Raw genomic sequence first — 21,253 nt, forward strand, 5'->3', positions numbered from 1 at the left:
CTGCTTTTTTGATTCAGTCTTTTATAAATAGAAAATAGGGTTAATAATAGGAACGAGGAGAAGCACGTCGAAAGATCTTAATATTGATAATCGGCTGGGCGTACATGATTTCCACGTCATCAATCAAACTACCTAACAGATGATAATCTTCCCGATCATGTCGGGGATTACCTAATAGTTCCTGATAGTAGATTTCCATACTAGGGTCCCGAGGATTGTTCAGCAAATCAGCAAGTACATCTAAATCTTCTGGCTGAGTTTCTGCCGTACCCTGTATCTCTATGAAAAGTCCTTCCTCAGCAAATTCTACTCCAATACGTATTTCAGTTATTTCATGGGAATATAAATAAGTAAGAAGCTCATCGATGATTCTTTTTGATAATTCTTTTTCCAAGTGTCTTTTTTTCCTTTCTGACAGCGGTAAAGTTATCTAGTATCGGTACAAGGATACCTGCAACGAAACCAGTTGAAAAACCACTGTTATTTAGATTTAGTCCTCCCTGTAAAGTGCTGACGTTATGGACAAGAGCAATATGTAGCACACCAGCTATTACACCGTAAAAACTGCCGTAAAAACCGCTTATGGGCGCGAGACCTGTTCCCAACACAGCTGCAACAAGCATGCCAGTACTGGTGATCTCATGAAAAGTTCCAAACAAAGAAGCAATAAATATTCCGACTAGTATCGGAAAACTGTTTTTTAAATGACAACCAAAAGCACTGAAACCAACCGCAGATAAAATAGCACCGATGACAGGTCCATTTAACTGACCGCCAACCAGTAAAACATAAGAAGACAGCATCAGACCAACTAAGCCCATGTTGATCAAAGTAGCACCAATACCAGAATTAGCAATGAAATCAGTTATCAATTTTCCAGATGAATCGAAAATCTCTCGAATCCCCGAAAGCCGAAAGGAATTATAATAGAAACCAATTCCGACTGTCAGCGAAAAAAAGCCAAAAATAATCCAAATGAGAAGAAAGTGATATTCATTGGAAACCAATGTATTTTCGACGATTGAATAGCTGAATAACCTCAAAACAGCAGTAAAAGTCATCGCAATCAACCCAGAGGTGAATCCAATATTATAAAGTGTGAATCCACGATGGAAAACTAAAGTTTGAGCAGCTAAGGGCGGAAGAAGTAGACCAATTGCTATGCCAGCTAAATTCCCCAATAAAATACCTATCAGTAAAGGAAAACGCATACCAAAAGTGATATAACTAACGACCGGTGATAATGCGCTACCAAACAGTCCGATCATGATGTACTGAGAAAAAGGTTTATTGACAAATACAGCGTATAGATACACACCTAAAATGATTGAGATAGAATTATAAAGGTTTTTGCCAAAAAAAGAGAAACCGGTAACTGTTAGAATCGAAGCAAATAAGGGACCGTTTAAAATCACCTTGTGCCGATAAGCTAAAAGCACAGAAAGTAAGGTCAAAATCCCTACATTTATGAATGCGCTTCCGAAACCGCCTAAAGCAAAATAATCTGTCAAAAGATTGCTTGGCGAGGTAAGAATAGTTAGCAATCCACTCCAATTATCAGTAGGAGTACCAGAAAGCAAGCCAATAAAAAGAAAAAAAGCACCTGTAAAACCAAGATAAAAATACTTTCTTTTCTGTGAAACGATTCGTTTTTGAGGATGAATATAAATAACGTCAGTTTCGTTTTCCATTACACACCTTCTTTTTCATTTTCTTTAACTATAACTTGAAATGAAAGATTTGGTCAACTATCATTTAGGTCAAAACTAAAAATGTAAGGGAACCCATTGAATTTAACCAAATTTTTTTAATTTTGCAAAAAAAGTTAAAGAAGACTGAGAAAAAAATTTAAAATATAACGTTTTGAGTAAAATGTTTGCAAAAAATGCTAAAAATAGGGTACAATAAAACAACATATACTGCAGTAAAGAAGTGGGGGAGTTTTAATGAGAAGAAAAGTCTATACCAAGGATCAAATTCTAAAAGCTGCTTATGATGTTGTTGCAAAGGAAGGGTTTAAAGGATTTACTGCGAGAAATATTGCTAAAAAGATGGGGATTTCGACACAGCCGATTTATCTGGAATTCAAAAACATGGAAGATTTAAAAAATACGTTGCTGGATTCTATCTTTGAACAACTAAAAGAAGATGTTTTCCCTATTGAACGTACTGGTGATAAAATCATTGATCTCGGTTTGAACTATATCTACTTTGCAAAAAAGAATCATAGTCTTTACATGGCACTGTACATTGATGAACATGGGGACGGAAAGAAAATGCATGATTTTTCATACAATTATTTCTGTGAAATAGTTAAAGAAGATGAAAGATACAATCAATTATCGGATGAATATGTCGATGCTCTGCATACTGGTACGTGGGTAGCAGTGACTGGCTTAGCGTCATTGATGTCATCAAATATCATGCATCCAACAGAAGAACAAATCATTGCACTGATCAAACGGACAATTGACTCGATTTTAGCATTAGATAATCCTGAAATAATCAGATAGTGTTCTATCAGTATGAATTTGATCGGTAAGTCCGTTGGCTGCAAACTGTCAATGGACTTTTTTGCTAAAAAAAGCGATTTCTGTTATTTATCTATTAGAAATAGGCTTGACATTTCGTGGAAAAAGTTTAAAAATAGTACTTACGGAAGGTTGGCAGAGTGGTAATGCACCGGACTCGAAATCCGGCGAACCGGCTAATACCGGCGCGCAGGTTCAAATCCTGTACCTTCCTTATATCAACGATTAGAGGTTGTGAAGAAACTGTCCTGCATCAAGTAATAAGAACGGCCAAACAAAAATAGCTCTTCCTATTTTTTCATTTGGTTGGGCTTATTACCGCAGATGCAAGCTTTTGAACACCGTTTGTTCGGAATAAGGGGCTGTGACAATGCTTTTGTCACAGCCCCTTATTTTTGTTGTACTTTTAGCCTACAATATTTTTTGATTCCCCCTGAGTACTATTTTTTATAAATGCTAGTAAATTAATCTTCTTTGGCCTTTTTTTTGATAAAAAAAAATACTAGATGTAAGATAAAAGTGTAAAAACGATTTGTTTTAGGAGGGGAAACGATGTGTACCGCGCAATCACTTATGCAACGAAAGACCATTATTTTGGAAAGAATTTTGATTATGAGATGTCTTATAATGAAGTAGTCACTATTACTCCAAGAAATTATCGTTTCGATTTTAGAAAGGTAAAAAATTTAGATAAACATTATGCAATGATTGGGATAGCAGCTGGGGTAGCCAACTATCCACTCTATTATGAGGCTACAAATGAAAAAGGGTTGAGTATGGCAGGACTGAATTTTCCTGGCAATGCTGATTATAAAGAATTACAAGAAGGAAAAGATAACGTTGCACCATTTGAGTTTATTCCATGGATACTAGGGCAATGCTCAACCATAGACGAAGCTAAAGAATTATTGGCTACTATCAATCTAGTCAATATCGATTTTAGTGAAAAACTACCCTTGTCACCTTTACACTGGTTATTAGCTGATAAAGAAAAATCGATAGTAATTGAAAGTATGAAAGATGGACTTCATTTATATGATAATCCTGTCGGTGTGTTGACAAATAATCCGCCATTTGATTATCAATTATTTAATCTGAACAATTATCGCTCGCTATCAAATGGAACACCAGAAAATCATTTTTCAAACCAGATCAGCTTGAATGTTTATAGTCGTGGGATGGGAGGATTGGGCTTACCTGGAGATCTCTCTTCTGTTTCTCGATTTGTAAAAGCCACATTTACTAAAATGAATGCTGCATCAGGTGATTCAGAATCTGAAAGTATCAGTCAATTTTTTCATATACTAGGCTCAGTCGAGCAACAAAAAGGAGTATGCGATACTGGAGAAGGAAAATACGAATATACGATTTATTCTTCTTGCTGTAACGTTGATAAAGGGATTTATTATTATCGTACGTATGAAGACAGTCAAATTACTGCTGTAAATATGAATAAAGAAGACTTGGATCGTCATGAATTGGTCAGTTATCCAGTCATAAAAGAGCAACAGATAAACTATGTCAATTAATTAATGAATAGATCCGTTTGGTATCATATTTTCTGATACAGTCATAATTAGACACGATCTTTAGGTCGTGTCTTTTTTTGCTGGTTTTTTTGGAAATAGCATCCACTAACCCGTGGTGCTAGTTAATTTTAATATCCTAAAGAATATCTCAAAGTTCCTTCAAAACGTCGTTGTGCTCGACTTAATAGAAACACTGTAAGCCAGTAATATGCTTTCAAATCTACTCTCTAGCCCTTTAACAGAACGTGAGTTGAAATTTTGACAACCTAATTTTTCTAAGGAAGAAAAAACAGTCTCAACTGTTTTTCTTTGTTTTCCAAGTAAGCTGTGGTCTAGTTTTTCTGATTTATCCATGTTTTTACGTGGCGGAACGGATATAGTAATGCCCTTAAGGGCAAGCTTTTCATGGATTTTATGGCTAATATATCCTTTGTCCCCTAGGATATTGGGAAGATTCGCTTCTTCCGATAAAGTCTCTAACACTTTCACGTCATGGACACCTGGATTCGTGATTGAGTAAGTAATCGGAAAGCCAGTCTTAGTAACGATCATATGAATTTTAAGACCATAAAAATAAGATTTTTTTGTTGAGTTATAGCCAACTTTGGCTATTTGATTCAATAGTTTTGCTTGTCTATTTCTAACTGGTTTACATAATGGACTAGGAAAACTATCTATAATTCCGACTAGTTCACCTTTGGTGAGCTTCTTGATGAAAAAGTATCGAATAATCTTGATAGTGTAAGCTAAGTTTGAACTTAAGCGAGTGAATCGACTCCTACTAGGAAAGTCACCATTAGGAAATAAGACGGAACAAACCGCTCTATACGTGGCTCTTTGGCTAGTATAGCCATTAATTATGCCCCATATAACACAAGCAATAATCACTGTATCGCGTTGCTTCAGTTGATCAGTATTTCTTCGGTTTTTAATCTTATCTGGTACACAATTGTGGTATATGTTAGAAACAGTTCTCATAATTTCCTTGAATGTTATAAAAGTATCTGTATAATGTTCAGTATATTTTGATGAACGCATATGTAGTCCTCATTTCTTGGGAGTTTTGAGACTACTATATGCGTTTTTTTGTTGATTTACCAACATGTTTAGACATTTTCCTCTAGGAAAAAATTAACTAGCACCACGGGTATCCACTAATATTTTTTTAACACGAAGAGAATAAGATAGCCTCAAAAAAGAAAACATGGTAAATTAGATATTGGGACTTTATTTTCTGTAAAAACAGAAACTTTCATCTTTTGTTTTCACGTGACGAAACTGTAAGAGAGAAAATATTCGTCCGCTATTTATTCTATGATAAGATGCATATGAATGAAATAAACAGTAATTTTATATTAGGATGTGAAAGTTAAATGTGCGGTATTGTAGGTTTTGTTAACGACAAGGACAACAAAAAAACAATTATTAATACAATGATGGATCGGATCGTTCACCGTGGACCTAATAGTTCAGGAGAATATATCGATAAACATGTTGCTTTAGGATTCAGAAGATTAAGTATTATTGACTTAGAGGGCGGTACTCAGCCTATTTACAATGAAGATCGGACAAAGATCATTATTTTTAATGGCGAAATCTATAATTACCAGCCTTTGAGAGAAGAATTGATTGCAGCTGGCCACGTTTTTCAAACACATGCAGATACAGAAGTCCTTTTGCATGGTTACGAAGAATGGGGAACAGAATTATTGCAAAAGATCCGCGGAATGTTTGCTTTTGCTATTTGGGATAATGAAAAGAATGAGTTATTCGGTGCAAGAGACCACTTTGGGATCAAACCATATTATTATGCAGAAATGAACGGAACATTTATGTTTGGTTCAGAAATCAAAAGTTTTCTGCCTCATCCTGATTTTAACAAAGAATTGAACAAAGAAGCGTTGAAACCTTATATGACTTTCCAATATTCTCCATTAAACGGCGAAACATTCTTCAAAGATGTCTATCGTTTGCCTGAAGGCCATTATTATACGTATAAAGATGGAAAACTAGACATTCAGCAATATTGGGATGCAGATTTTGAAACAAAAGAAACGCATTCCCGACAAGAATGGATCGAAAAAATCGACGAAACCGTTCAAGCTTCTATTGAAGCACATACGGTCAGTGATGTAGAAGTTGGTTCTTTCTTATCCAGCGGGGTTGATTCCAGTTATGTAACCTCTGTATTGAAACCAGATCATTCTTTCTCAATCGGGTTTGATGATAAAACCTATAATGAAGCGATTGAAGCCAGAAAACTAACCGAACTATTGGACTTAGATAATACAGCAGCAGTGATCGACGGAGACATGTCGTTCAAAGCATTCCCTTTGATCCAGTATCACTTAGATGAACCTGATTCAAATCCTTCTTGCGTACCTTTGTACTTTTTAGCAAATCTTGCTTCACAAAGCGTGCGGGTAGTCCAATCTGGAGAAGGGGCGGATGAACTGTTTGCGGGATACCAAACGTATGGATTCCATACGAATTCAAAATTCATCCGTGTGATTGCTCAAGGATTGAAAAAATTACCAAAAGGAACACGCTATAATTTAGGACGTAAAATCGGAAAAATGAAAAATTTCCATGGACGGATCCATTTATATGAATCACTTGCTCCTGCAAAAGAATATTTTATCGGTCATGCTCGAGTGTTCGAAGAATCAGAAGCATCAGAAGTGTTGACACCAAAATATCAAACAGCACCATCTGTGGATGAAATCATGACTGTTCATTACGAGAAAACAGAAGGAATCAAAGATGAAGTCAATAAGATGCAATATGTCGATCTTCATCAATGGATGCCAAAAGATATCTTGTTGAAGGCAGATAAACTTTCTATGGCAAGTTCTTTGGAAGTCCGAGTACCTTTATTGGATATCGAAGTCATGAAATTGGCTCAACAAATACCAAGTAAGTTCTTATTGAATCAAAACAACACAAAAGATATTTTCAGACAAGCTGCGAACAAACATCTTCCGGAAGAATGGTCGAATCGTGTGAAATTAGGATTCCCTGTGCCAATCAAAGCTTGGTTGAAAGAAGAACACGGCTACGAACAAGTCAAAGCATTATTCGAAGCAGATTTTGCAAAAGAATTTTTTGATCAAGAAAAAATCATGAAGTTGCTAGATGACCATCACGAAGGACGTAAAGAAGAGCAAAGAAAAATCTGGACAATCTTCAGTTTCTTGACATGGTATAAAGTCTACTTTGTAGATGAAACGATTCCGCAAGCAGAAGCAATCGACTATGTGACTGTTTGATGAAAATCAAATATCAATAAAAAATAGGTTTGCTCCTACCGTTTAACACCGAGTGATAAGAAACAATTAAAAAAAACAGCTCTTCCCGTTTTATAGATATTATGACTTGTGGTTCGGAGTTGGCAGAGGAACACCATTGTTTCGAACATAAGGGGTTGTGACACGATTTTCGTCACAACCCCTTTACATATGTTCAATAATCGATTTCTTTTTCTTTTGTCCCATCTTTTTTATAAATGACCAAAGTTGATTCTTTGTTTTGTGCTACTTGCTTTCCTTTTTCGATCGCTTCTTTCTTTGTATCAAAATGGTTGCTAGCCTTTTTTGCTCCTTTAGATTTCACGATCCATTGTTCTTCGGCATATTCTACGATCACATCTGAATCAAGCAATTTTCCGGCACGAGGATTCGTATCATGTTTATCCGACTTACTTGGATTTTTTTCTTTTTCGAATGTTCGTCTTTCTGATTCACTAGCATTTTCATACCACTCTTTTGCTTGATCAATGGCAATTGGGATCGCACGGCTATCAGGGTAACCCTCGTCTAATAGAGCATTTGCGATGTCGATCGCCTTTTTTCTTGTCAGTTTATCTAAGTTTTTCATTGATGCAGGAAAGTCCTTCATGTTCCATGGCATATTAGTATCCCCCTTTATTTAAAAAAACATAGTCTCTATAAACAAGTGTAAGGGTATTTATACAAAAAGAAAAAGATTTTGTCTGAGAAGTAAAACCGTTGTATTTATCGTCAAGTAGTTTTACTTAACAAAATCGTGAAAAACACTAGCAATCTGGAAAAAATCATGGTAAGATAATCAAGTCTGAGAGTCATCTTAGAGGATTCTTGTAAAAATGGGAGGGAAAATCATGCGCGTAAACATCACTTTAGAGTGTACTTCTTGTAAAGAACGTAACTATCTAACAAGCAAAAACAAACGTAACAATCCTGATCGTTTGGAAAAACAAAAATATTGCCCACGCGAACGCAAAGTTACTTTGCACCGTGAAACAAAATAATGTTTTTAAAGTTCTCAATTCCTTGCTGGTCAAAGAATTGAGACTTTTTTTATCTCAAAACATCTAAAATCATAAGGAGCGGATAATATGTTTATTTCCATGTGGGCACAAGATAAAAATGGTCTGATCGGCAAAAATGGTTTGTTACCATGGCGATTGCCAAATGATATGCGTTTCTTTCGCGAACATACAATGGATCGAATTTTAGTGATGGGAAGAAAGACCTATGAAGGAATGGGGGATCTTTCACTTCTTTATCGCCATATCATCGTGTTGACAACGCAACCAAATTTTCGTACGAAAGAAAATGCGGAAGTAATGCATTCGATCGATGAACTTTTGTCGTATAGTCAAACGATCTCAGAAGATATCTATGTTTCGGGTGGTAGTCAGATTTTTCAAGAACTTCTTCCTTACACTGGTCGGATCTGGCGAACATTGATCAATAGCACGTTTGAAGGCGATACGTATATTGGGAATATTGATTTTTCAGACTTCACCCTTATAGAGGAGTATGAGGGGATAACGGATCAAGAAAATCTATATGCCCATCGTTTTCAAAAATGGGAAAGAGTAAAAAATAGGGTTGCTTCAAAAGAAGAATAAAATCTATGCGTCTAGTTTGTTAATAAGAACAAAAGCATCTCACGACTAATCGTGAAGATGCTTTTTTTAGTTAAAATCAATTTAGTTTTTCTTTGATATCATTGACCATTTCCTGACTGGCAATAGGTCCGTTATATAGCCAGCTAGATTCAGGTCCGAATTGCAGTACATGATTGTCTGTCACTGCTTTAAGATTCTTCCAGCTTGGTTCATTGAACATGGCAGCATCTTTGTCACTGTTCACAAGGATGATGTAGTCAGCATCTAATTCAGCTAGCTTTTCAGAGGAAACAGCAGACCAGTCAGAAGTGGCTTTTTTGGAGACCTCTTCCACTAGATCAGGAACACCAAATTCCAGATCGTCGTATACGATTCTTCCACTTGACCGATTTTTGCTGACCATAAAGGCTGAGTTGTTGGTCACCCACAACACTGCAGCTGTCTTGTTCTCGATTTTATCTGCTAGTTCTTCTCGAGTTTTCTTGATGGATTTTTGATAATCGGAAATGATTTTTTCTGCCTCTTTTTCTTTTGCCAAAGCTTTGCCGACATCTTTTAGTTGTTCTTCCCATGTGACATCTGTTCCGTTTTTTACAACATAAGTTGGCGCGATTTTGCTATATTGTTCGTATTTCCCGCCTTCGACAGTAGCGGAAGAAGAAATCAACAGCAAATCAGGTTCAAAGCTTAACACTTTCTCATAAGGAAGGTCATAAGAAATCGTTGGGACATCCTTTAAATCATCTTGCAGATAATCTTGAATGGAACCACTGCCAACAGTCCACTGGGCGATAGGTTTTTCCCCTAGTGCAATCAGATAGTCTTCTAAGTAACTGCCGATGATCCGTTTGGGCGCGTTTGGAATCTCTACTTTATGTCCAAGTGTATCTGTGACTGTATGAGTACTATTGGATGAAGTCGTCGAATTGGCAGCTGTAGCTGTTTCTTTATCTGAAGAGGGGGAGCAAGCGCTCAGTATTCCAGCCAGCAGCAATATGCTAGATAATGTGAATACTTTTGTTTTTAATTTCATTTCTTTCCTCCTGACATAATTGAGAATCTTTCTCATTGGTTATTATTCCTGATATTTCGAACGCTGTCAACCGCTTCATTTGGCTATAGATATGAAAGTAGCGCTTGACGAAATGTTGAAACAGCGTCATAATTGAGAATGATTTTCAGTGAAAGGATGGGTGAAATGACGAGATTAAGAGCAGCTGACATTGCAGCCGGCTACGAAAACAAAAAAATCATTGAAAACATGTCTGTTACGATTCCTGAAGGGAAAATCACTAGTTTGATTGGGCCAAATGGAAGTGGAAAATCTACTTTATTGAAAAGTTTTACCCGTATACTACCTGTGAAATCAGGAAAGATCATTGTCAATAACTCTGATATCTCTACATACAGTTCAAAAGAACTTGCAAAAAAAATTGCATTATTAGCACAAACTAGTGAACACCCTACAGGTATGACAGTAGAAGAAGTAGTATCTTACGGACGATACCCTTATCAAAAACTGTTCAGTGGCATGGACACGCAAGATCATGAAGCAATCGAGTGGGCGTTGGATGCTACAGGTCTAGCTGGATTTCGTATGCGGGATATCGCAACGCTGTCTGGTGGACAAACCCAGCGTGTCTGGATCGCTATGGCGCTTGCTCAGGAAACAGATATCTTGATCTTGGATGAACCGACAACATTTTTAGATCCGGCACACCAATTAGAGATCCTACAGTTATTGACTGAAATCAATCAAATGAAACAAACAACGATCTTGATGTCGATTCATGACATTAATCATGCTTCACGTTTTTCAGATTATTTATTAGCAATGAAAAACGGTAAGTTGATCACAGAAGGTACACCTGAAGAAGTGATTACAAAAGAGTGTATGAAAAAAATATTTGAGATTGATGCAACGATTGTCACGCTTCCAAGAACAAATAAACCAGTTTTTCTAACCTATGATTTGTTGCCAAAAGAGCAGGAGGATCAATTATGAGGACTATGAAGAAAAATAGACTCCTGCTTTTGGTCTGTTTTGTTCTTTTGATTATTTTTTTTGTTGCTCTTTCAAATGGCGCAGCGACTGTGGGAAAAGCAGATTTTTGGCAGGCGTTGTTTGATTTTGATAGATCAAAACAAAGTCACCAAATCATACGAAATATTCGTTTGCCTCGTGTGGCGGGAGCATTTCTTGTAGGGAGTTGTTTTGCATTGAGCGGTGCATTGATGCAAGGAGTGACAAGAAATCCTTTAGCAGATTCAGGCTTACTAGGAATCAACGCGGGTGCTTCGTTGGCAATGGCCCTTAGTTTTGCTTTTTGGCCTAAAGCTTCTGATTTTTCTGTGTTTCTAATGTCATTGGCAGGTTCTTTTGCTGTAACTTTGCTCGTATTTGGTTTTTTGCAGTTTTCGAAAATGGGCATGAATCCTTTACAGCTGATTTTAGCTGGCGTAGCTATTAGTTCTTTTTTTACTGCTATCAGCCAAGCACTTACCCAATTCTTTAATCTGCAGCAGGATCTTGCTTTTTGGTTTGTAGGCGGAGCTGCCAATATCACATGGAAACAATTAGCAGTATTGTTTCCTTTATATATACTTGCTGTTTTGGTTTCTTTTTCATTAGGAAAAGCAATATCTTTGATTCATTTGAGTGAAACACATGCATTAGCTCTTGGAAGTCATCCTAAACGAACGCGGTTGATTGTTTTCTGTCTAGTCGCAGTGTTGGCAGCCATAGCAGTTTCGTTAGTCGGTCCAGTCTCCTTTATTGGACTGTTGGTTCCGCCAGTTGTTCGTGGAATGGTTGGAACGGACTATCGTTATGTTCTACCTGTCTCTTTTTTAGTTGGCGGTGGATTGGTTATGTTGGCGGATTTTACAGCGAGGATGATCAATCCCCCTTTTGAAACACCTTTTGGATTAGTCATTGCATTGATTGGCGTTCCGTTTTTACTGATACAAGTAAGGAGGGAACAACGGTGAAAAAAATATATTGGACGTTCTATTTCTTGCTTTTTGTACTTGTCATCCTGTCTATAGGTAGTTTGATGATTGGTACGCCTTTTATTTACCTGGATCAGCTTTTTGCCACGTTCATAGGGAAAGAATCATCTTCTTTGGCGCTGATTGTTAGAGAATTTCGAGTTCCTCGATTACTGATCAGTTTATTAGCAGGAGCTTGTCTTGGCGTTTCTGGTTATATCTTGCAAGGAGTAACAAGAAATGAATTGGCAGATTCTAGTATATTGGGCATTAATGCCGGAGCAGGATTTTTAGTGATGCTTTATTTAGGTTTCTTTTCACACTATTCGCTGCCGTTTCTATTGCTAGTTGTAGCCTTTCTAGGTGGTGTTTTAGCTGCTTGCTGCGTCTATCTTGCGGCCTATGATCGAAATGGCTTTTTGGGTATGAATCGAATCTTATTGTCCGGTATTGCCGTTAATGCCGGCCTTTCTGCATTAACATTGCTATGCACGATCCAATTATCTAAGGAAAATTATGGATTTGTGAATGCATGGTTAGCGGGATCAATCTGGGGTGCGAGCTGGCCTTATGTTTGGGCATTGCTTCCATGGGCGGTTATCTTAATTCCGCTAGGAGGACTTTATGCACAGAGGATTGGATTGCTATCATTTGGTCAAGAACGCGCGCAAGGATTAGGCCTTAACGTGGCTAAAAGTCAAAAAATCCTTTTGTTGTTAGCTGTTGCTTTGGCAAGCGGTAGTGTAGCGGTGACAGGTAGTTTATCTTTTGTAGGACTACTAGCTCCTCATGCTGCGAAGCTAGTCGTACGTAAAGAAAATAACTGGACCTTTGTTCTGAGCGGTTTGTTCGGTTCCATTTTTGTGCTTAGTGCAGATATGGTTGCTAGAGTGATTCTACCAAGTGGGGAAGTACCTACAGGAATTTTGATTGCCCTTTTTGGTGCGCCATATTTTCTGTATGCACTTTTTATCAGACAAAAACACGCGCTGAACAGTTGAAATTCATTAAAAAAGAAAGGCCAATCATTTCTAGGTCTTCTTTTTATTCTATTTATGCATTTATTTGAAAGTTCGATTGCTATTTTTCTTTTTTTCCTATACCATTTTATGAGAGAAGGAAGGGTGAGTTTTTGGACCAATTGAAAGTAAGATTACGCCGGAAAGGAATCGAAAAGCTGAAAAATCTGGCCAAAAGTGGCAAGAAAAAGGAAAAAGAACAGCGAATCTATAAACAGCTATTCGCCAGCGAGTACTGGAAGTCAGCAAAAGTGATAGGGACGACTTTATCGAATGAATTTGAACTGGATACACAGCCGGTTATCCAACGAGCAGAAAAAGAACAAAAGAAAATAGTTGTACCTAAAACTTTGCCGAAACGTCAGATGGCGTTTTATGAAATGGATGAACAGTCCGTTCTTGTACGTTCGAGTTTTGGTGTTCTTGAGTCACAATCAGAGAAGCTCTATTTGCCGGAGATGATCGATCTCCTCATTGTACCAGGTATTATCTACAATAGAGCCGGTTATCGAATCGGTTTTGGCGGTGGTTATTACGACCGGTATTTAAATAATTTTCATAAAAAAACATGTAGCCTTGTTTTTCGTGAACAATTGAATGAACAATGGCAACCGGAGAGCTTTGATCAGAAGATCCAACAATTGTTTATTGACTAAAATGAAATGGGAGGTTTTCATGAATTATCAACAGCAAATAAAATTGCGTGCATGGTTAAGACGACCGTTATGGACCTATGCTTTTTTAGGGATACAGACAGCGGTCTTCCTCATGATGGAATTATTTCCGCGACTTGAGATCCCTTATTATGCCGGAATGTATGGTCCTTATCTTGTTCACTTCAATGAATGGTGGCGTTTAGTGACACCAATCTTCATCCATTTTGGACTGATGCATTTCGTAATGAACTCACTGATATTGTATTTTATGGGGCAGCAAATCGAGGCAATCTATGGCCATTGGCGTTTTTTCTTGATTTATATGTTCAGCGGGATAATGGGAAATACAGCAAGCTTTGCTTTTAACGAAACGAATGTTCTGTCTGGTGGTGCGAGTACTTCGATATTCGGTTTGTTCGGTGCGTTGTTTATCTTAGGGTTTCATTTTAAACATAACCCAGCGATCCAGCAGCTAGTCAGACATTTTCTTTTATTTATTGTGTTGACATTTGTTTTTGGTCTTCTGGATACCTCTGTAGATGTTTGGGGACATGTCGGTGGGCTAATTGGCGGATTAGTGTTAGGGAATGTTTTGGGTCTACCGAAACAACAGACAAGCTATTCGATACACCAAAGGATTCTTTCTACACTAGTTTTTGTATTTCTTTTTGTAATATGTATTTTACTGGGTTTAAAAAAATATGGTTTACTTGTATAATATGAAGGAAGTGCTTAAAGATGGAGAGCTTATATGATGTACAGCAGCTGTTCAAAAAATTTGGCATCTTTATCTATGTGGGTGCACGCATCTATGACATTGAATTAATGACTATCGAATTGCGTAATCTGTATGATAGCCGTTTGATTGATCATGATACATACATGACAGCGTGGCGCATATTAAAAAGAGAGCACCGAATTGAAGAAAGCCGAAAGAAAGGAAATTTGTAATGGACAAGAAGATTATTGGGATTGATTTAGGTGGAACAACAGCAAAATTTGCAATTTTAACACCAGAAGGAGAGATTCAACAAAAATGGAGCATCGATACCAATATTTTGGATGATGGTAAGCATATCGTTCCTGAAATCATTGAATCAATCAACCATCGTTTGAATTTATATAATATGAAAGCCGAAGACTTTATCGGAATCGGCATGGGTACCCCAGGAAGCGTGGACAGCGAAGCTGGAACGGTTATTGGTGCGTATAACTTAAACTGGACAGAAGTTCAATTTGTGAAAAAACTGATCGAGGCAGGAACAGGAATCAAATTCGCTATCGATAATGATGCGAATGTTGCTGCTTTAGGTGAACGATGGAAAGGTGCTGGAGAAAATGATCCAGACGTTGTATTCGTTACTCTAGGAACAGGTGTTGGCGGTGGTATCGTTGCTGGCGGAAATTTGATTCACGGCGTGAGCGGAGCAGGCGGAGAGATCGGCCATATCACTGTGGATCCTGAAGGGTTCGAATGTACTTGCGGTAAACGCGGATGTTTAGAAACTGTGTCTAGCGCTACTGGTGTGGTACGTCTAGGTCGTTACTTGGCAGAAGAATACGCAGGAGATTCAAAACTGAAAGCAATGTTAGACAACGGTGAAGAAGTAACAAGTAAAGATATCTTTGAAATGGCTCAAGAAGACGATCCGTTTGCATTGATGGTTGTTGATCGCGTATGCTTCTACTTAGGTTTAGCTTGCGCCAACTTGGGGAATACATTGAATCCGTCAAGTATTGTGTTAGGTGGAGGAGTATCGGCAGCAGGAGAATTTTTACGCAGCCATGTAGAGAAATATTTTAAAGAATTTACTTTCCCGCAAGTAAGAGAATCAACAAAAATCAAATTAGCAGAGCTTGGAAATGAAGCTGGTGTCATTGGCGCTGCCTCATTAGCCTTGAAATTTGCTTAAAAAAACGGAGGCATTACATGGTTTTATGGGTAATTAATATCATTTTGCTATTGATTGTGCTTGCAATCATCTTTTGGGAAGTCTATCTACGAGTAATGGCCAAGCGTTCAGCAACGACTTTGACAGAAGAAGAATTTCGAGAAGGAATGAGAAAAGCACAAGTAATCGATGTTCGCGAAAAAGATGTGTTTGATGCTGGGCATATTTTAGGTGCAAGAAACATCCCTTACACTGTTTTGAAAGATTCATTAGGATCTATTCGAAAAGACCAGCCTGTCTATATTTACGATCAAAAGAAAAGTTTGAGCATCCGTACAGCAAATAAATTACGTAAAGCAGGTTATCAAGAGATTTATTTACTTAAGGGTGGATATGACGGATGGTCTGGAAAAATCAAAAGTAAAAAAGTATAAAACAGATGATTGTATGACAGCTTTAAAAACCGAATCAATCATTAGATTTTGACCAAGATCACATGAACGGCGCAATGGATAGTTGTGCCGTTCATTTTTTTTATTTTTTGCTATTATCTACATATATAAGCTAAGCGAAAAGGCAGAAAGAAGGAAACAACTATGATCAAATTAAAACGTGTTTACCTTGATGCTGAAAAAGAGGATGGCTATAGAATACTCGTGGATAGGTTCTGGCCACGAGGAATTTCAAAAGAAAAAGCGCAGTTAGATCTGTGGTTGAAAGAAATTGTACCTAGTAATGAAGCACGCAAAACTTTTGACCATGTACCAGAACGATTTGCTTCATTTGCAAAGAAATACCAGCAAGAATTGATTTTCGAAGAAGAAAAGAAGCAAGCTATTTTTAAACTCAGTCAACTTATGAAAGAACATCCAGTCATTACTTTTGTTTATGGTGCAAAAAATGAACATCAGAACCATGCTGTTTTATTGAAAAAATTTATCGAAATGGAGGCATGCAAATGAAAATAGGGATCATTGGTGCCGGACCTAGAGGATTAAGTGTAGCAGAAAGGATTCTCCATAATAATCAGGACAGACATTCTCTTGAACTTTTTCTTTTCGATCCCAATGGTCCTGGAGGTCGAGTTTGGCGGTTGAATCAGCCACCGGAGTTATTAATGAATTCTGTTTCTCAACAAGTGACGCTTTTTACAGATGAAACATTGTCCAGTGGAGGATTGGTAACACAGGGACCCAACTTGTTTCAATGGAGTAAAGGACCTGCTACAGATTATATCGAACAGACGGTAACCAAAAATAAGCAACTAATTATAGAAGAAATCAATCGTCTGGAAAAAGATCAGCAATCTACTCGATGTTTATACGGACTCTATCAACGCTGGTTTTTCTCAAAGTTGCAAGAAGAATTTCCAGCTTCTATTCAGTTTGTTTATTCTTTAGTAAAAAAAGTCAGCAAAAGAAAAGATGGTTATCTTTTACAGACAGATCAGCAAAGCTATTCTATCGATCAGCTTGTTTTAGCAAGCGGTCACTGGGAAAATGATGAGACAGAAGAAGAAAGAGTGTGGATAGACTACGCAAAGAAAAATGATTTACTGTATCAGCTTCCTTCTAATCCTGCAGATGTCGATCTTTCGAAGATACCGCCTAAAGAAAATGTCTTTTTAAGAGGTCTAGGCTTAAGTTTTTTTGATTATGTCGGATTGTTTACAGTATCAAGAGGAGGGCGCTTCGAGAACGAAAAGGGAAAACTTGTCTATCATCCATCAGGCAAGGAACCGATTGTATACAGTGGATCAAGAAGGGGGCTCCCTTATTACCCTCTAGGAAGAAACCAAAAGCAAGGCGGAGCAATGGCATGGCCACGGTTACTAACAAAAGAAAACCTGGAGCAATGGCATCAGTCGGGATTTTTGACTGGCGAAACATTTTTTGACTATCTGAAAAAAGACGTTGAGTTGTTTTATTACAAGAAAATCATCGAAGAATATCATTTGCCGATTCCAAAGAAAAATTTTGAGCATGATTTTCTCTCCCTATCTTCAGAGGAGTGTCTCGGAAAGCATCCAGCACTAATCCCTTATAGATGGGATTGGTCGTATTTAGAAATTCCTCTTACCTACCAGGATGAGTCCTTTGCAGAAGCTAGCCGAGCATTTATTGAAGGGCAGATAAAAGAAGCGGAAAAAGGCAATTGCACAGGAGCATTTGCTTCAACATTTGATGCATTAAAAGACTGGCGTGATCCAATCCGGCAGGCTATTGAATGGCACGTTTTTTCTGCAAAGGAATACAAAGAAATACTATGGGGATGGTTTACTCATCTAAATAGCTTTTTAACGATCGGTCCGCCAGTCATTCGGACGAAAGAATTAGCAGCACTGATAGATGCGGGTATTTTTCATTTGATCGAACCGCCATTTGATATTCAGCAAAAGCACAACCGCTATGTTATTTCTCTACAAGATAAAGAAATTAGCAGTCGCTATTTGATTGAAGCTCGATTGCCACAAACAAGCTTTTCTCGTTCAAGTAATCCTGTCATAAAAAATTTGAAGGAAAACAAACTTGTTCGCCCTTTTTCATTTTCAGATAATACAGGAAGTTATCATTCAGAAGCTATAGATGTTGAGCGAGGTACGAATCGCGTGATTGATGCTTCAGGGGAAATCCAGTCTGACTTTTATTGCTATGGAATACCTGTTGAAGGTGTGGATTGGCTAACTGCAGCAGTAGCTAGACCTTATACAGATCCATGGAATCTGAGACAGGCAGATAAAATAGCACAACTTATATTGACTGACAAATAAAAATACGCATAGTGACTTATCTGTTCTTTCAAAAGTCTTCATGCGTATTTTTAAATAATTATTAACGAGAAACGCGTTTGCGCATTGCTTTTTTACGGTTTTCTTCGATCATTGCTTCTTTTTCGTCAATTGGATCGATCACTGTTTTTTTCACAGAAGCGACCAAACCAGCAACGGCAGCGGCTGTTGCCAGACTTCCTACTAATATTCCAGATACAAATTTTTTCATTGAATCCACCTCATTTATTATTTGTTATATCTATTATGGAACAAAAGAGAAAAAAAGGCTAGTTTTACGTTTGTTTGTAAACCTTTGCAAAAAATCCTTGAAAATGTTTACTAAATGTTTTATTATAAATTTACCATATGAATTTACGAAATTTTACTTTGTTTATTTTCACCATAAAAGTAAACTTCGTTTTTTTAAATTATATAGAATCAACAAACACAATTTTACTAATCAAAGGAGTGTTTTTTATGACAATTTTAGTACTAGGCGGAGCCGGTTATATCGGTTCGCACGCTGTAGACCAGCTAGTTCAAAAGGGGTATCAAGTAGCTGTGGTAGATAATTTGCTCACAGGTCACGAACAAGCAGTACATCCAGATGCTCATTTTTATGAAGGAGACATCCGGGATAAAGAATTTCTACGTTCCGTATTTGAAAAGGAACCGATTGAAGGAGTAATCCATTTTGCTGCAAGCTCTTTAGTAGGAGAATCTGTCGAAAAACCATTGATGTATTTCAACAACAACGTATACGGTATGCAAATCTTACTTGAAGTCATGCACGAGTTCAATGTGAATAAAATCGTGTTCTCTTCTACTGCAGCAACTTACGGAGAACCAAAAGAGTCTCCAATCACAGAAGATACACCAGCTAATCCTAAAAATCCGTATGGTGAAAGTAAATTGATGATGGAAAAAATGATGAAGTGGTGTGACCAAGCATATGGCATGCGCTATGTCGCTTTGCGCTACTTCAATGTAGCCGGAGCAAAAGCAGATGCATCTATCGGAGAAGATCATACACCAGAAACGCATCTTGTCCCAATCATTTTACAAGTAGCTCTTGGTCAAAGAAAAGCATTGGCTGTTTATGGAGACGATTATGATACACCAGATGGAACATGTATCAGAGATTATGTTCAAGTAGAAGATTTGATTGCTGCACATATTTTAGCTTTGGAATACTTGAAAGAAGGAAATGAAAGCAACTTCTTCAATTTAGGCAGCAGCAAAGGATACTCAGTCAAGGAAATGCTAGAAGCAGCTAGAGAAGTGACAGGAAAAGAAATTCCAGCAGAAATAGCACCAAGAAGAGCTGGAGATCCTAGCCGATTAGTCGCTTCAAGTGAAAAAGTGAGAGAGATTCTGGGCTGGAAACCTGAATACACAGATATCAAAGCAATTATCAAAACAGCATGGGATTGGCATGTCAGCCATCCAAATGGTTATGAAGAATAGGGGAATGAGATATGTCAATCAGTCAAACGATTTGTGATTTTGCCACACTTGCGATCGAAGCTGGCGGATGGATGGAAATGGACCGCTTATATTTACAGAATCGTCTTTTAGGGATGGTAGGAGAAGATGCTCTAGAAAGCATTGAAGTAAGACCAGTTAAGGAAGAATCTGTAGACTTATTGGATCAGCTTGTCGCTAAGGCAAGAGAAAATGGTGTTCTTTCAGAATTGCCAGCAGAACAAGAGATTTTTGAAGCGCAATTAATGGATTTTCTCACACCGCCACCTTCAGTCGTCAATGCATTCTTTGCACAGCACTATTCGAAAAGCCCAGAGGAAGCAACTGAGTATTTCTTTAATTTAAGTAAGAAAAATGACTACATCAAAACAAGAGCCATCGCAAAAAACATCAAATTTCCGGCAGAGTCGGAGTATGGTGAACTGGAAATCACAATCAATTTATCTAAGCCAGAAAAAGATCCAAAACAAATCGCAGCAGAACGCGAGGCGGTAAAAGTAGACTATCCTACCTGCATGCTTTGCATGGAAAACGAAGGATATAGAGGTCGCTTGAACTATCCAGCCCGCACCAATCACCGGATTATTCGAATGAATCTAGACGGTGAAAGCTGGGGATTCCAATATTCCCCTTATGCTTATTACAATGAACATTCGATCATTTTATCAGAACAACACCGCCCGATGAAAATCACAAAGGAAACATTTGCTAGACTGCTTCGGATTACTGAAGTCTTGCCTCATTACTTTGTTGGTTCGAATGCTGACTTACCAATTGTTGGAGGATCCATTCTTTCTCATGATCATTATCAGGCAGGACGTCATGAATTTCCTATGGCAAAAGCACCGATAGAAAAACTTATCAAACTAGAAGATTATCCGCAAGTCATCGCAGGAGTCGTGAAATGGCCGATGTCTGTGATCCGTTTGCAATCAACAGAGAAAAACTTGCTTATTGAAGCAGCTAACTCAGTATTGGAAAAATGGAAAGCATATTCGGATGAAACAGTATCTATCAGAGCTTTTTCAGCAGATGGTACACCACACCATACGATTACGCCAATTGCACGAAGAAGGGACAATTACTTTGAGTTGGACCTTGTCCTTCGAGACAACAATGTTTCAGAAGAACATCCTGATGGGATTTTTCATCCACATAAAGATGTCCAACATATCAAAAAGGAGAACATTGGGTTGATCGAAGTAATGGGGCTTGCTGTTTTACCACCTCGTTTGAAACCAGAACTAGTAGAAGTAGAGCATTTCTTATTAAGAGAAGAAAACCAGATGGCTGAATATCATCGTCCGTGGGCAGAACAATTAAAAAAAGAACATCCTGATTTGACGAAAGATACGGTCACCGATGTCGTACAAAAATCTGTAGGTCAGGTTTTTGCACGTGTACTGGAAGACGCTGGAGTATTCAAGCGAGATGAAAAAGGACAGGCAGCGTTTGAACGATTTACTGCGATTTTATAAACGTAAAA

General features: G+C 37.8%; 23 protein-coding genes and 1 tRNA gene. 18 read left to right on the top strand and 6 right to left on the bottom strand.

Annotated elements, in window-relative coordinates; genetic code table 11:
* Positions 1 to 40 precede the first annotated feature (40 nt).
* Positions 41 to 394: a hypothetical protein gene (locus tag MKX69_RS04700; RefSeq protein WP_002293923.1), complete on the bottom strand. Its 354-nt coding sequence runs from the start codon at positions 392 to 394 to the stop codon at positions 41 to 43.
* Positions 360 to 1,691 (bottom strand): DUF1576 domain-containing protein, encoded by a 1,332-nt coding sequence (locus MKX69_RS04705; RefSeq protein WP_341009036.1) that lies wholly within the window; start codon positions 1,689 to 1,691, stop codon positions 360 to 362. The genes MKX69_RS04700 and MKX69_RS04705 overlap by 35 nt, the downstream gene beginning before the upstream one ends.
* Positions 1,692 to 1,946: 255 nt before the next feature.
* Between MKX69_RS04705 and MKX69_RS04710 the strand changes: the two genes are divergently transcribed.
* From MKX69_RS04710 to bsh, 3 genes are all read left to right on the top strand, one after another.
* The gene (locus MKX69_RS04710) at positions 1,947 to 2,513 is read left to right on the top strand and encodes a TetR/AcrR family transcriptional regulator (RefSeq protein ID WP_156248949.1); all 567 of its coding nucleotides are present in this window, start codon (positions 1,947 to 1,949) and stop codon (positions 2,511 to 2,513) included.
* A 144-nt stretch (positions 2,514 to 2,657) separates the two neighbouring features.
* Positions 2,658 to 2,745 (top strand) — tRNA-Ser (locus MKX69_RS04715).
* A 340-nt stretch (positions 2,746 to 3,085) separates the two neighbouring features.
* Positions 3,086 to 4,060 (top strand): choloylglycine hydrolase, encoded by a 975-nt coding sequence (bsh, locus tag MKX69_RS04720; protein WP_341009042.1) that lies wholly within the window; start codon positions 3,086 to 3,088, stop codon positions 4,058 to 4,060.
* A gap of 128 nt (positions 4,061 to 4,188) precedes the next feature.
* Here the strand turns inward: bsh and MKX69_RS04725 are convergent.
* Positions 4,189 to 5,098, bottom strand: a protein-coding gene (locus MKX69_RS04725) for an IS982-like element ISEfm1 family transposase (RefSeq protein ID WP_002295743.1) whose coding sequence is annotated in 2 segments (ribosomal slippage) — positions 4,189 to 4,248 and positions 4,250 to 5,098 — 909 coding nt in all. Because the reading frame shifts where the segments join, the coding sequence is not laid out codon by codon here.
* A gap of 335 nt (positions 5,099 to 5,433) precedes the next feature.
* Here MKX69_RS04725 and asnB point away from each other — a divergent pair.
* Positions 5,434 to 7,329 carry an asparagine synthase (glutamine-hydrolyzing) gene (asnB, locus tag MKX69_RS04730; protein WP_002293915.1) on the top strand — a complete coding sequence of 632 codons (1,896 nt, stop codon included), beginning with the start codon at positions 5,434 to 5,436 and terminating at the stop codon, positions 7,327 to 7,329.
* A 193-nt stretch (positions 7,330 to 7,522) separates the two neighbouring features.
* On the opposite strand, the gene MKX69_RS04735 is transcribed toward asnB, so the two are convergent.
* On the bottom strand, positions 7,523 to 7,969 hold the full coding sequence (locus tag MKX69_RS04735) for a DUF2188 domain-containing protein (protein ID WP_002293914.1): 447 nt from the start codon (positions 7,967 to 7,969) through the stop codon (positions 7,523 to 7,525).
* A gap of 214 nt (positions 7,970 to 8,183) precedes the next feature.
* Here MKX69_RS04735 and rpmG point away from each other — a divergent pair, with 214 nt between their 5' ends.
* Together rpmG and MKX69_RS04745 are read left to right on the top strand one after the other, a co-directional pair.
* The gene (gene rpmG / locus MKX69_RS04740) at positions 8,184 to 8,348 is read left to right on the top strand and encodes a 50S ribosomal protein L33 (protein ID WP_002293909.1); all 165 of its coding nucleotides are present in this window, start codon (positions 8,184 to 8,186) and stop codon (positions 8,346 to 8,348) included.
* 87 nt (positions 8,349 to 8,435) lie between these two features.
* Positions 8,436 to 8,954 carry a dihydrofolate reductase gene (locus MKX69_RS04745; RefSeq protein ID WP_341009045.1) on the top strand — a complete coding sequence of 173 codons (519 nt, stop codon included), beginning with the start codon at positions 8,436 to 8,438 and terminating at the stop codon, positions 8,952 to 8,954.
* A gap of 76 nt (positions 8,955 to 9,030) precedes the next feature.
* Here the strand turns inward: MKX69_RS04745 and MKX69_RS04750 are convergent, their stop codons facing one another.
* On the bottom strand, positions 9,031 to 9,987 hold the full coding sequence (locus MKX69_RS04750; protein ID WP_341009047.1) for an ABC transporter substrate-binding protein: 957 nt from the start codon (positions 9,985 to 9,987) through the stop codon (positions 9,031 to 9,033).
* Between the two features lie 165 nt (positions 9,988 to 10,152).
* Between MKX69_RS04750 and MKX69_RS04755 the strand changes: the two genes are divergently transcribed.
* The 10 genes from MKX69_RS04755 to MKX69_RS04800 all read left to right on the top strand — a co-directional run bounded on the left by MKX69_RS04755 (position 10,153) and on the right by MKX69_RS04800 (position 18,282).
* Entirely contained in the window at positions 10,153 to 10,959 is an 807-nt protein-coding gene (locus MKX69_RS04755; RefSeq protein WP_002293905.1) for an ABC transporter ATP-binding protein, read from the top strand.
* On the top strand, positions 10,956 to 11,945 hold the full coding sequence (locus tag MKX69_RS04760; RefSeq protein ID WP_002293904.1) for a FecCD family ABC transporter permease: 990 nt from the start codon (positions 10,956 to 10,958) through the stop codon (positions 11,943 to 11,945). The genes MKX69_RS04755 and MKX69_RS04760 overlap by 4 nt, the downstream gene beginning before the upstream one ends.
* Positions 11,942 to 12,946, top strand: coding sequence for a FecCD family ABC transporter permease (locus MKX69_RS04765; protein ID WP_002293903.1), 1,005 nt, complete (start codon positions 11,942 to 11,944; stop codon positions 12,944 to 12,946). Before MKX69_RS04760 ends, MKX69_RS04765 begins: the two co-directional genes overlap by 4 nt.
* 131 nt (positions 12,947 to 13,077) lie before the next feature.
* The gene (locus MKX69_RS04770; protein ID WP_341009051.1) at positions 13,078 to 13,620 is read left to right on the top strand and encodes a 5-formyltetrahydrofolate cyclo-ligase; all 543 of its coding nucleotides are present in this window, start codon (positions 13,078 to 13,080) and stop codon (positions 13,618 to 13,620) included.
* A gap of 19 nt (positions 13,621 to 13,639) precedes the next feature.
* The gene (locus MKX69_RS04775) at positions 13,640 to 14,338 is read left to right on the top strand and encodes a rhomboid family intramembrane serine protease (RefSeq protein WP_341009052.1); all 699 of its coding nucleotides are present in this window, start codon (positions 13,640 to 13,642) and stop codon (positions 14,336 to 14,338) included.
* 20 nt (positions 14,339 to 14,358) lie between these two features.
* A complete protein-coding gene (locus MKX69_RS04780) occupies positions 14,359 to 14,571 on the top strand; it encodes a YqgQ family protein (protein ID WP_002293902.1) in 213 nt (70 codons plus the stop codon).
* Positions 14,571 to 15,533 carry an ROK family glucokinase gene (locus MKX69_RS04785; protein ID WP_341009055.1) on the top strand — a complete coding sequence of 321 codons (963 nt, stop codon included), beginning with the start codon at positions 14,571 to 14,573 and terminating at the stop codon, positions 15,531 to 15,533. Before MKX69_RS04780 ends, MKX69_RS04785 begins: the two co-directional genes overlap by 1 nt.
* Positions 15,534 to 15,550: 17 nt before the next feature.
* Positions 15,551 to 15,946 (top strand): rhodanese-like domain-containing protein, encoded by a 396-nt coding sequence (locus MKX69_RS04790; protein WP_002293900.1) that lies wholly within the window; start codon positions 15,551 to 15,553, stop codon positions 15,944 to 15,946.
* Positions 15,947 to 16,108: 162 nt separating this feature from the next.
* Positions 16,109 to 16,474: a DUF488 domain-containing protein gene (locus MKX69_RS04795; RefSeq protein WP_010727584.1), complete on the top strand. Its 366-nt coding sequence runs from the start codon at positions 16,109 to 16,111 to the stop codon at positions 16,472 to 16,474.
* The gene (locus MKX69_RS04800; protein ID WP_341009058.1) at positions 16,471 to 18,282 is read left to right on the top strand and encodes an FAD/NAD(P)-binding protein; all 1,812 of its coding nucleotides are present in this window, start codon (positions 16,471 to 16,473) and stop codon (positions 18,280 to 18,282) included. The genes MKX69_RS04795 and MKX69_RS04800 overlap by 4 nt, the downstream gene beginning before the upstream one ends.
* Positions 18,283 to 18,343: 61 nt before the next feature.
* Here the strand turns inward: MKX69_RS04800 and MKX69_RS04805 are convergent, their stop codons facing one another.
* Positions 18,344 to 18,511, bottom strand: a complete 168-nt coding sequence (locus tag MKX69_RS04805) for a DUF3042 family protein (protein WP_002288457.1) — start codon at positions 18,509 to 18,511, stop codon at positions 18,344 to 18,346.
* 248 nt (positions 18,512 to 18,759) lie between these two features.
* Between MKX69_RS04805 and galE the strand changes: the two genes are divergently transcribed.
* Both galE and galT read left to right on the top strand, forming a co-directional pair.
* Positions 18,760 to 19,749: a UDP-glucose 4-epimerase GalE gene (gene galE / locus MKX69_RS04810; RefSeq protein ID WP_341009061.1), complete on the top strand. Its 990-nt coding sequence runs from the start codon at positions 18,760 to 18,762 to the stop codon at positions 19,747 to 19,749.
* An 11-nt stretch (positions 19,750 to 19,760) separates the two neighbouring features.
* Positions 19,761 to 21,245, top strand: coding sequence for a UDP-glucose--hexose-1-phosphate uridylyltransferase (gene galT / locus MKX69_RS04815; protein ID WP_341009063.1), 1,485 nt, complete (start codon positions 19,761 to 19,763; stop codon positions 21,243 to 21,245).
* Positions 21,246 to 21,253: the final 8 nt, after the last annotated feature.

Origin of the sequence: Enterococcus sp. FSL R5-0957, assembly GCF_038008005.1 — a bacterium.
In the GTDB taxonomy this organism is placed as follows: Bacteria; Bacillota; Bacilli; order Lactobacillales; family Enterococcaceae; genus Enterococcus_B; species Enterococcus_B faecium.

Bases quoted from the DNA above. Each gene is read 5' to 3' on its own strand.
- MKX69_RS04785 (WP_341009055.1), top strand. From the start codon at position 14,571: ATGGACAAGAAGATTATTGGGATTGATTTAGGTGGAACAACAGCAAAA.
- MKX69_RS04705 (WP_341009036.1), bottom strand. From the start codon at position 1,691: ATGGAAAACGAAACTGACGTTATTTATATTCATCCTCAAAAACGAATC.
- MKX69_RS04790 (WP_002293900.1), top strand. From the start codon at position 15,551: ATGGTTTTATGGGTAATTAATATCATTTTGCTATTGATTGTGCTTGCA.
- MKX69_RS04775 (WP_341009052.1), top strand. From the start codon at position 13,640: ATGAATTATCAACAGCAAATAAAATTGCGTGCATGGTTAAGACGACCG.
- MKX69_RS04760 (WP_002293904.1), top strand. From the start codon at position 10,956: ATGAGGACTATGAAGAAAAATAGACTCCTGCTTTTGGTCTGTTTTGTT.
- MKX69_RS04800 (WP_341009058.1), top strand. From the start codon at position 16,471: ATGAAAATAGGGATCATTGGTGCCGGACCTAGAGGATTAAGTGTAGCA.
- MKX69_RS04755 (WP_002293905.1), top strand. From the start codon at position 10,153: ATGACGAGATTAAGAGCAGCTGACATTGCAGCCGGCTACGAAAACAAA.
- MKX69_RS04780 (WP_002293902.1), top strand. From the start codon at position 14,359: ATGGAGAGCTTATATGATGTACAGCAGCTGTTCAAAAAATTTGGCATC.
- MKX69_RS04805 (WP_002288457.1), bottom strand. From the start codon at position 18,511: ATGAAAAAATTTGTATCTGGAATATTAGTAGGAAGTCTGGCAACAGCC.
- MKX69_RS04735 (WP_002293914.1), bottom strand. From the start codon at position 7,969: ATGCCATGGAACATGAAGGACTTTCCTGCATCAATGAAAAACTTAGAT.
- MKX69_RS04750 (WP_341009047.1), bottom strand. From the start codon at position 9,987: ATGAAATTAAAAACAAAAGTATTCACATTATCTAGCATATTGCTGCTG.
- MKX69_RS04745 (WP_341009045.1), top strand. From the start codon at position 8,436: ATGTTTATTTCCATGTGGGCACAAGATAAAAATGGTCTGATCGGCAAA.
- rpmG (WP_002293909.1), top strand. From the start codon at position 8,184: ATGGGAGGGAAAATCATGCGCGTAAACATCACTTTAGAGTGTACTTCT.
- MKX69_RS04795 (WP_010727584.1), top strand. From the start codon at position 16,109: ATGATCAAATTAAAACGTGTTTACCTTGATGCTGAAAAAGAGGATGGC.
- asnB (WP_002293915.1), top strand. From the start codon at position 5,434: ATGTGCGGTATTGTAGGTTTTGTTAACGACAAGGACAACAAAAAAACA.
- MKX69_RS04710 (WP_156248949.1), top strand. From the start codon at position 1,947: ATGAGAAGAAAAGTCTATACCAAGGATCAAATTCTAAAAGCTGCTTAT.
- galT (WP_341009063.1), top strand. From the start codon at position 19,761: ATGTCAATCAGTCAAACGATTTGTGATTTTGCCACACTTGCGATCGAA.
- galE (WP_341009061.1), top strand. From the start codon at position 18,760: ATGACAATTTTAGTACTAGGCGGAGCCGGTTATATCGGTTCGCACGCT.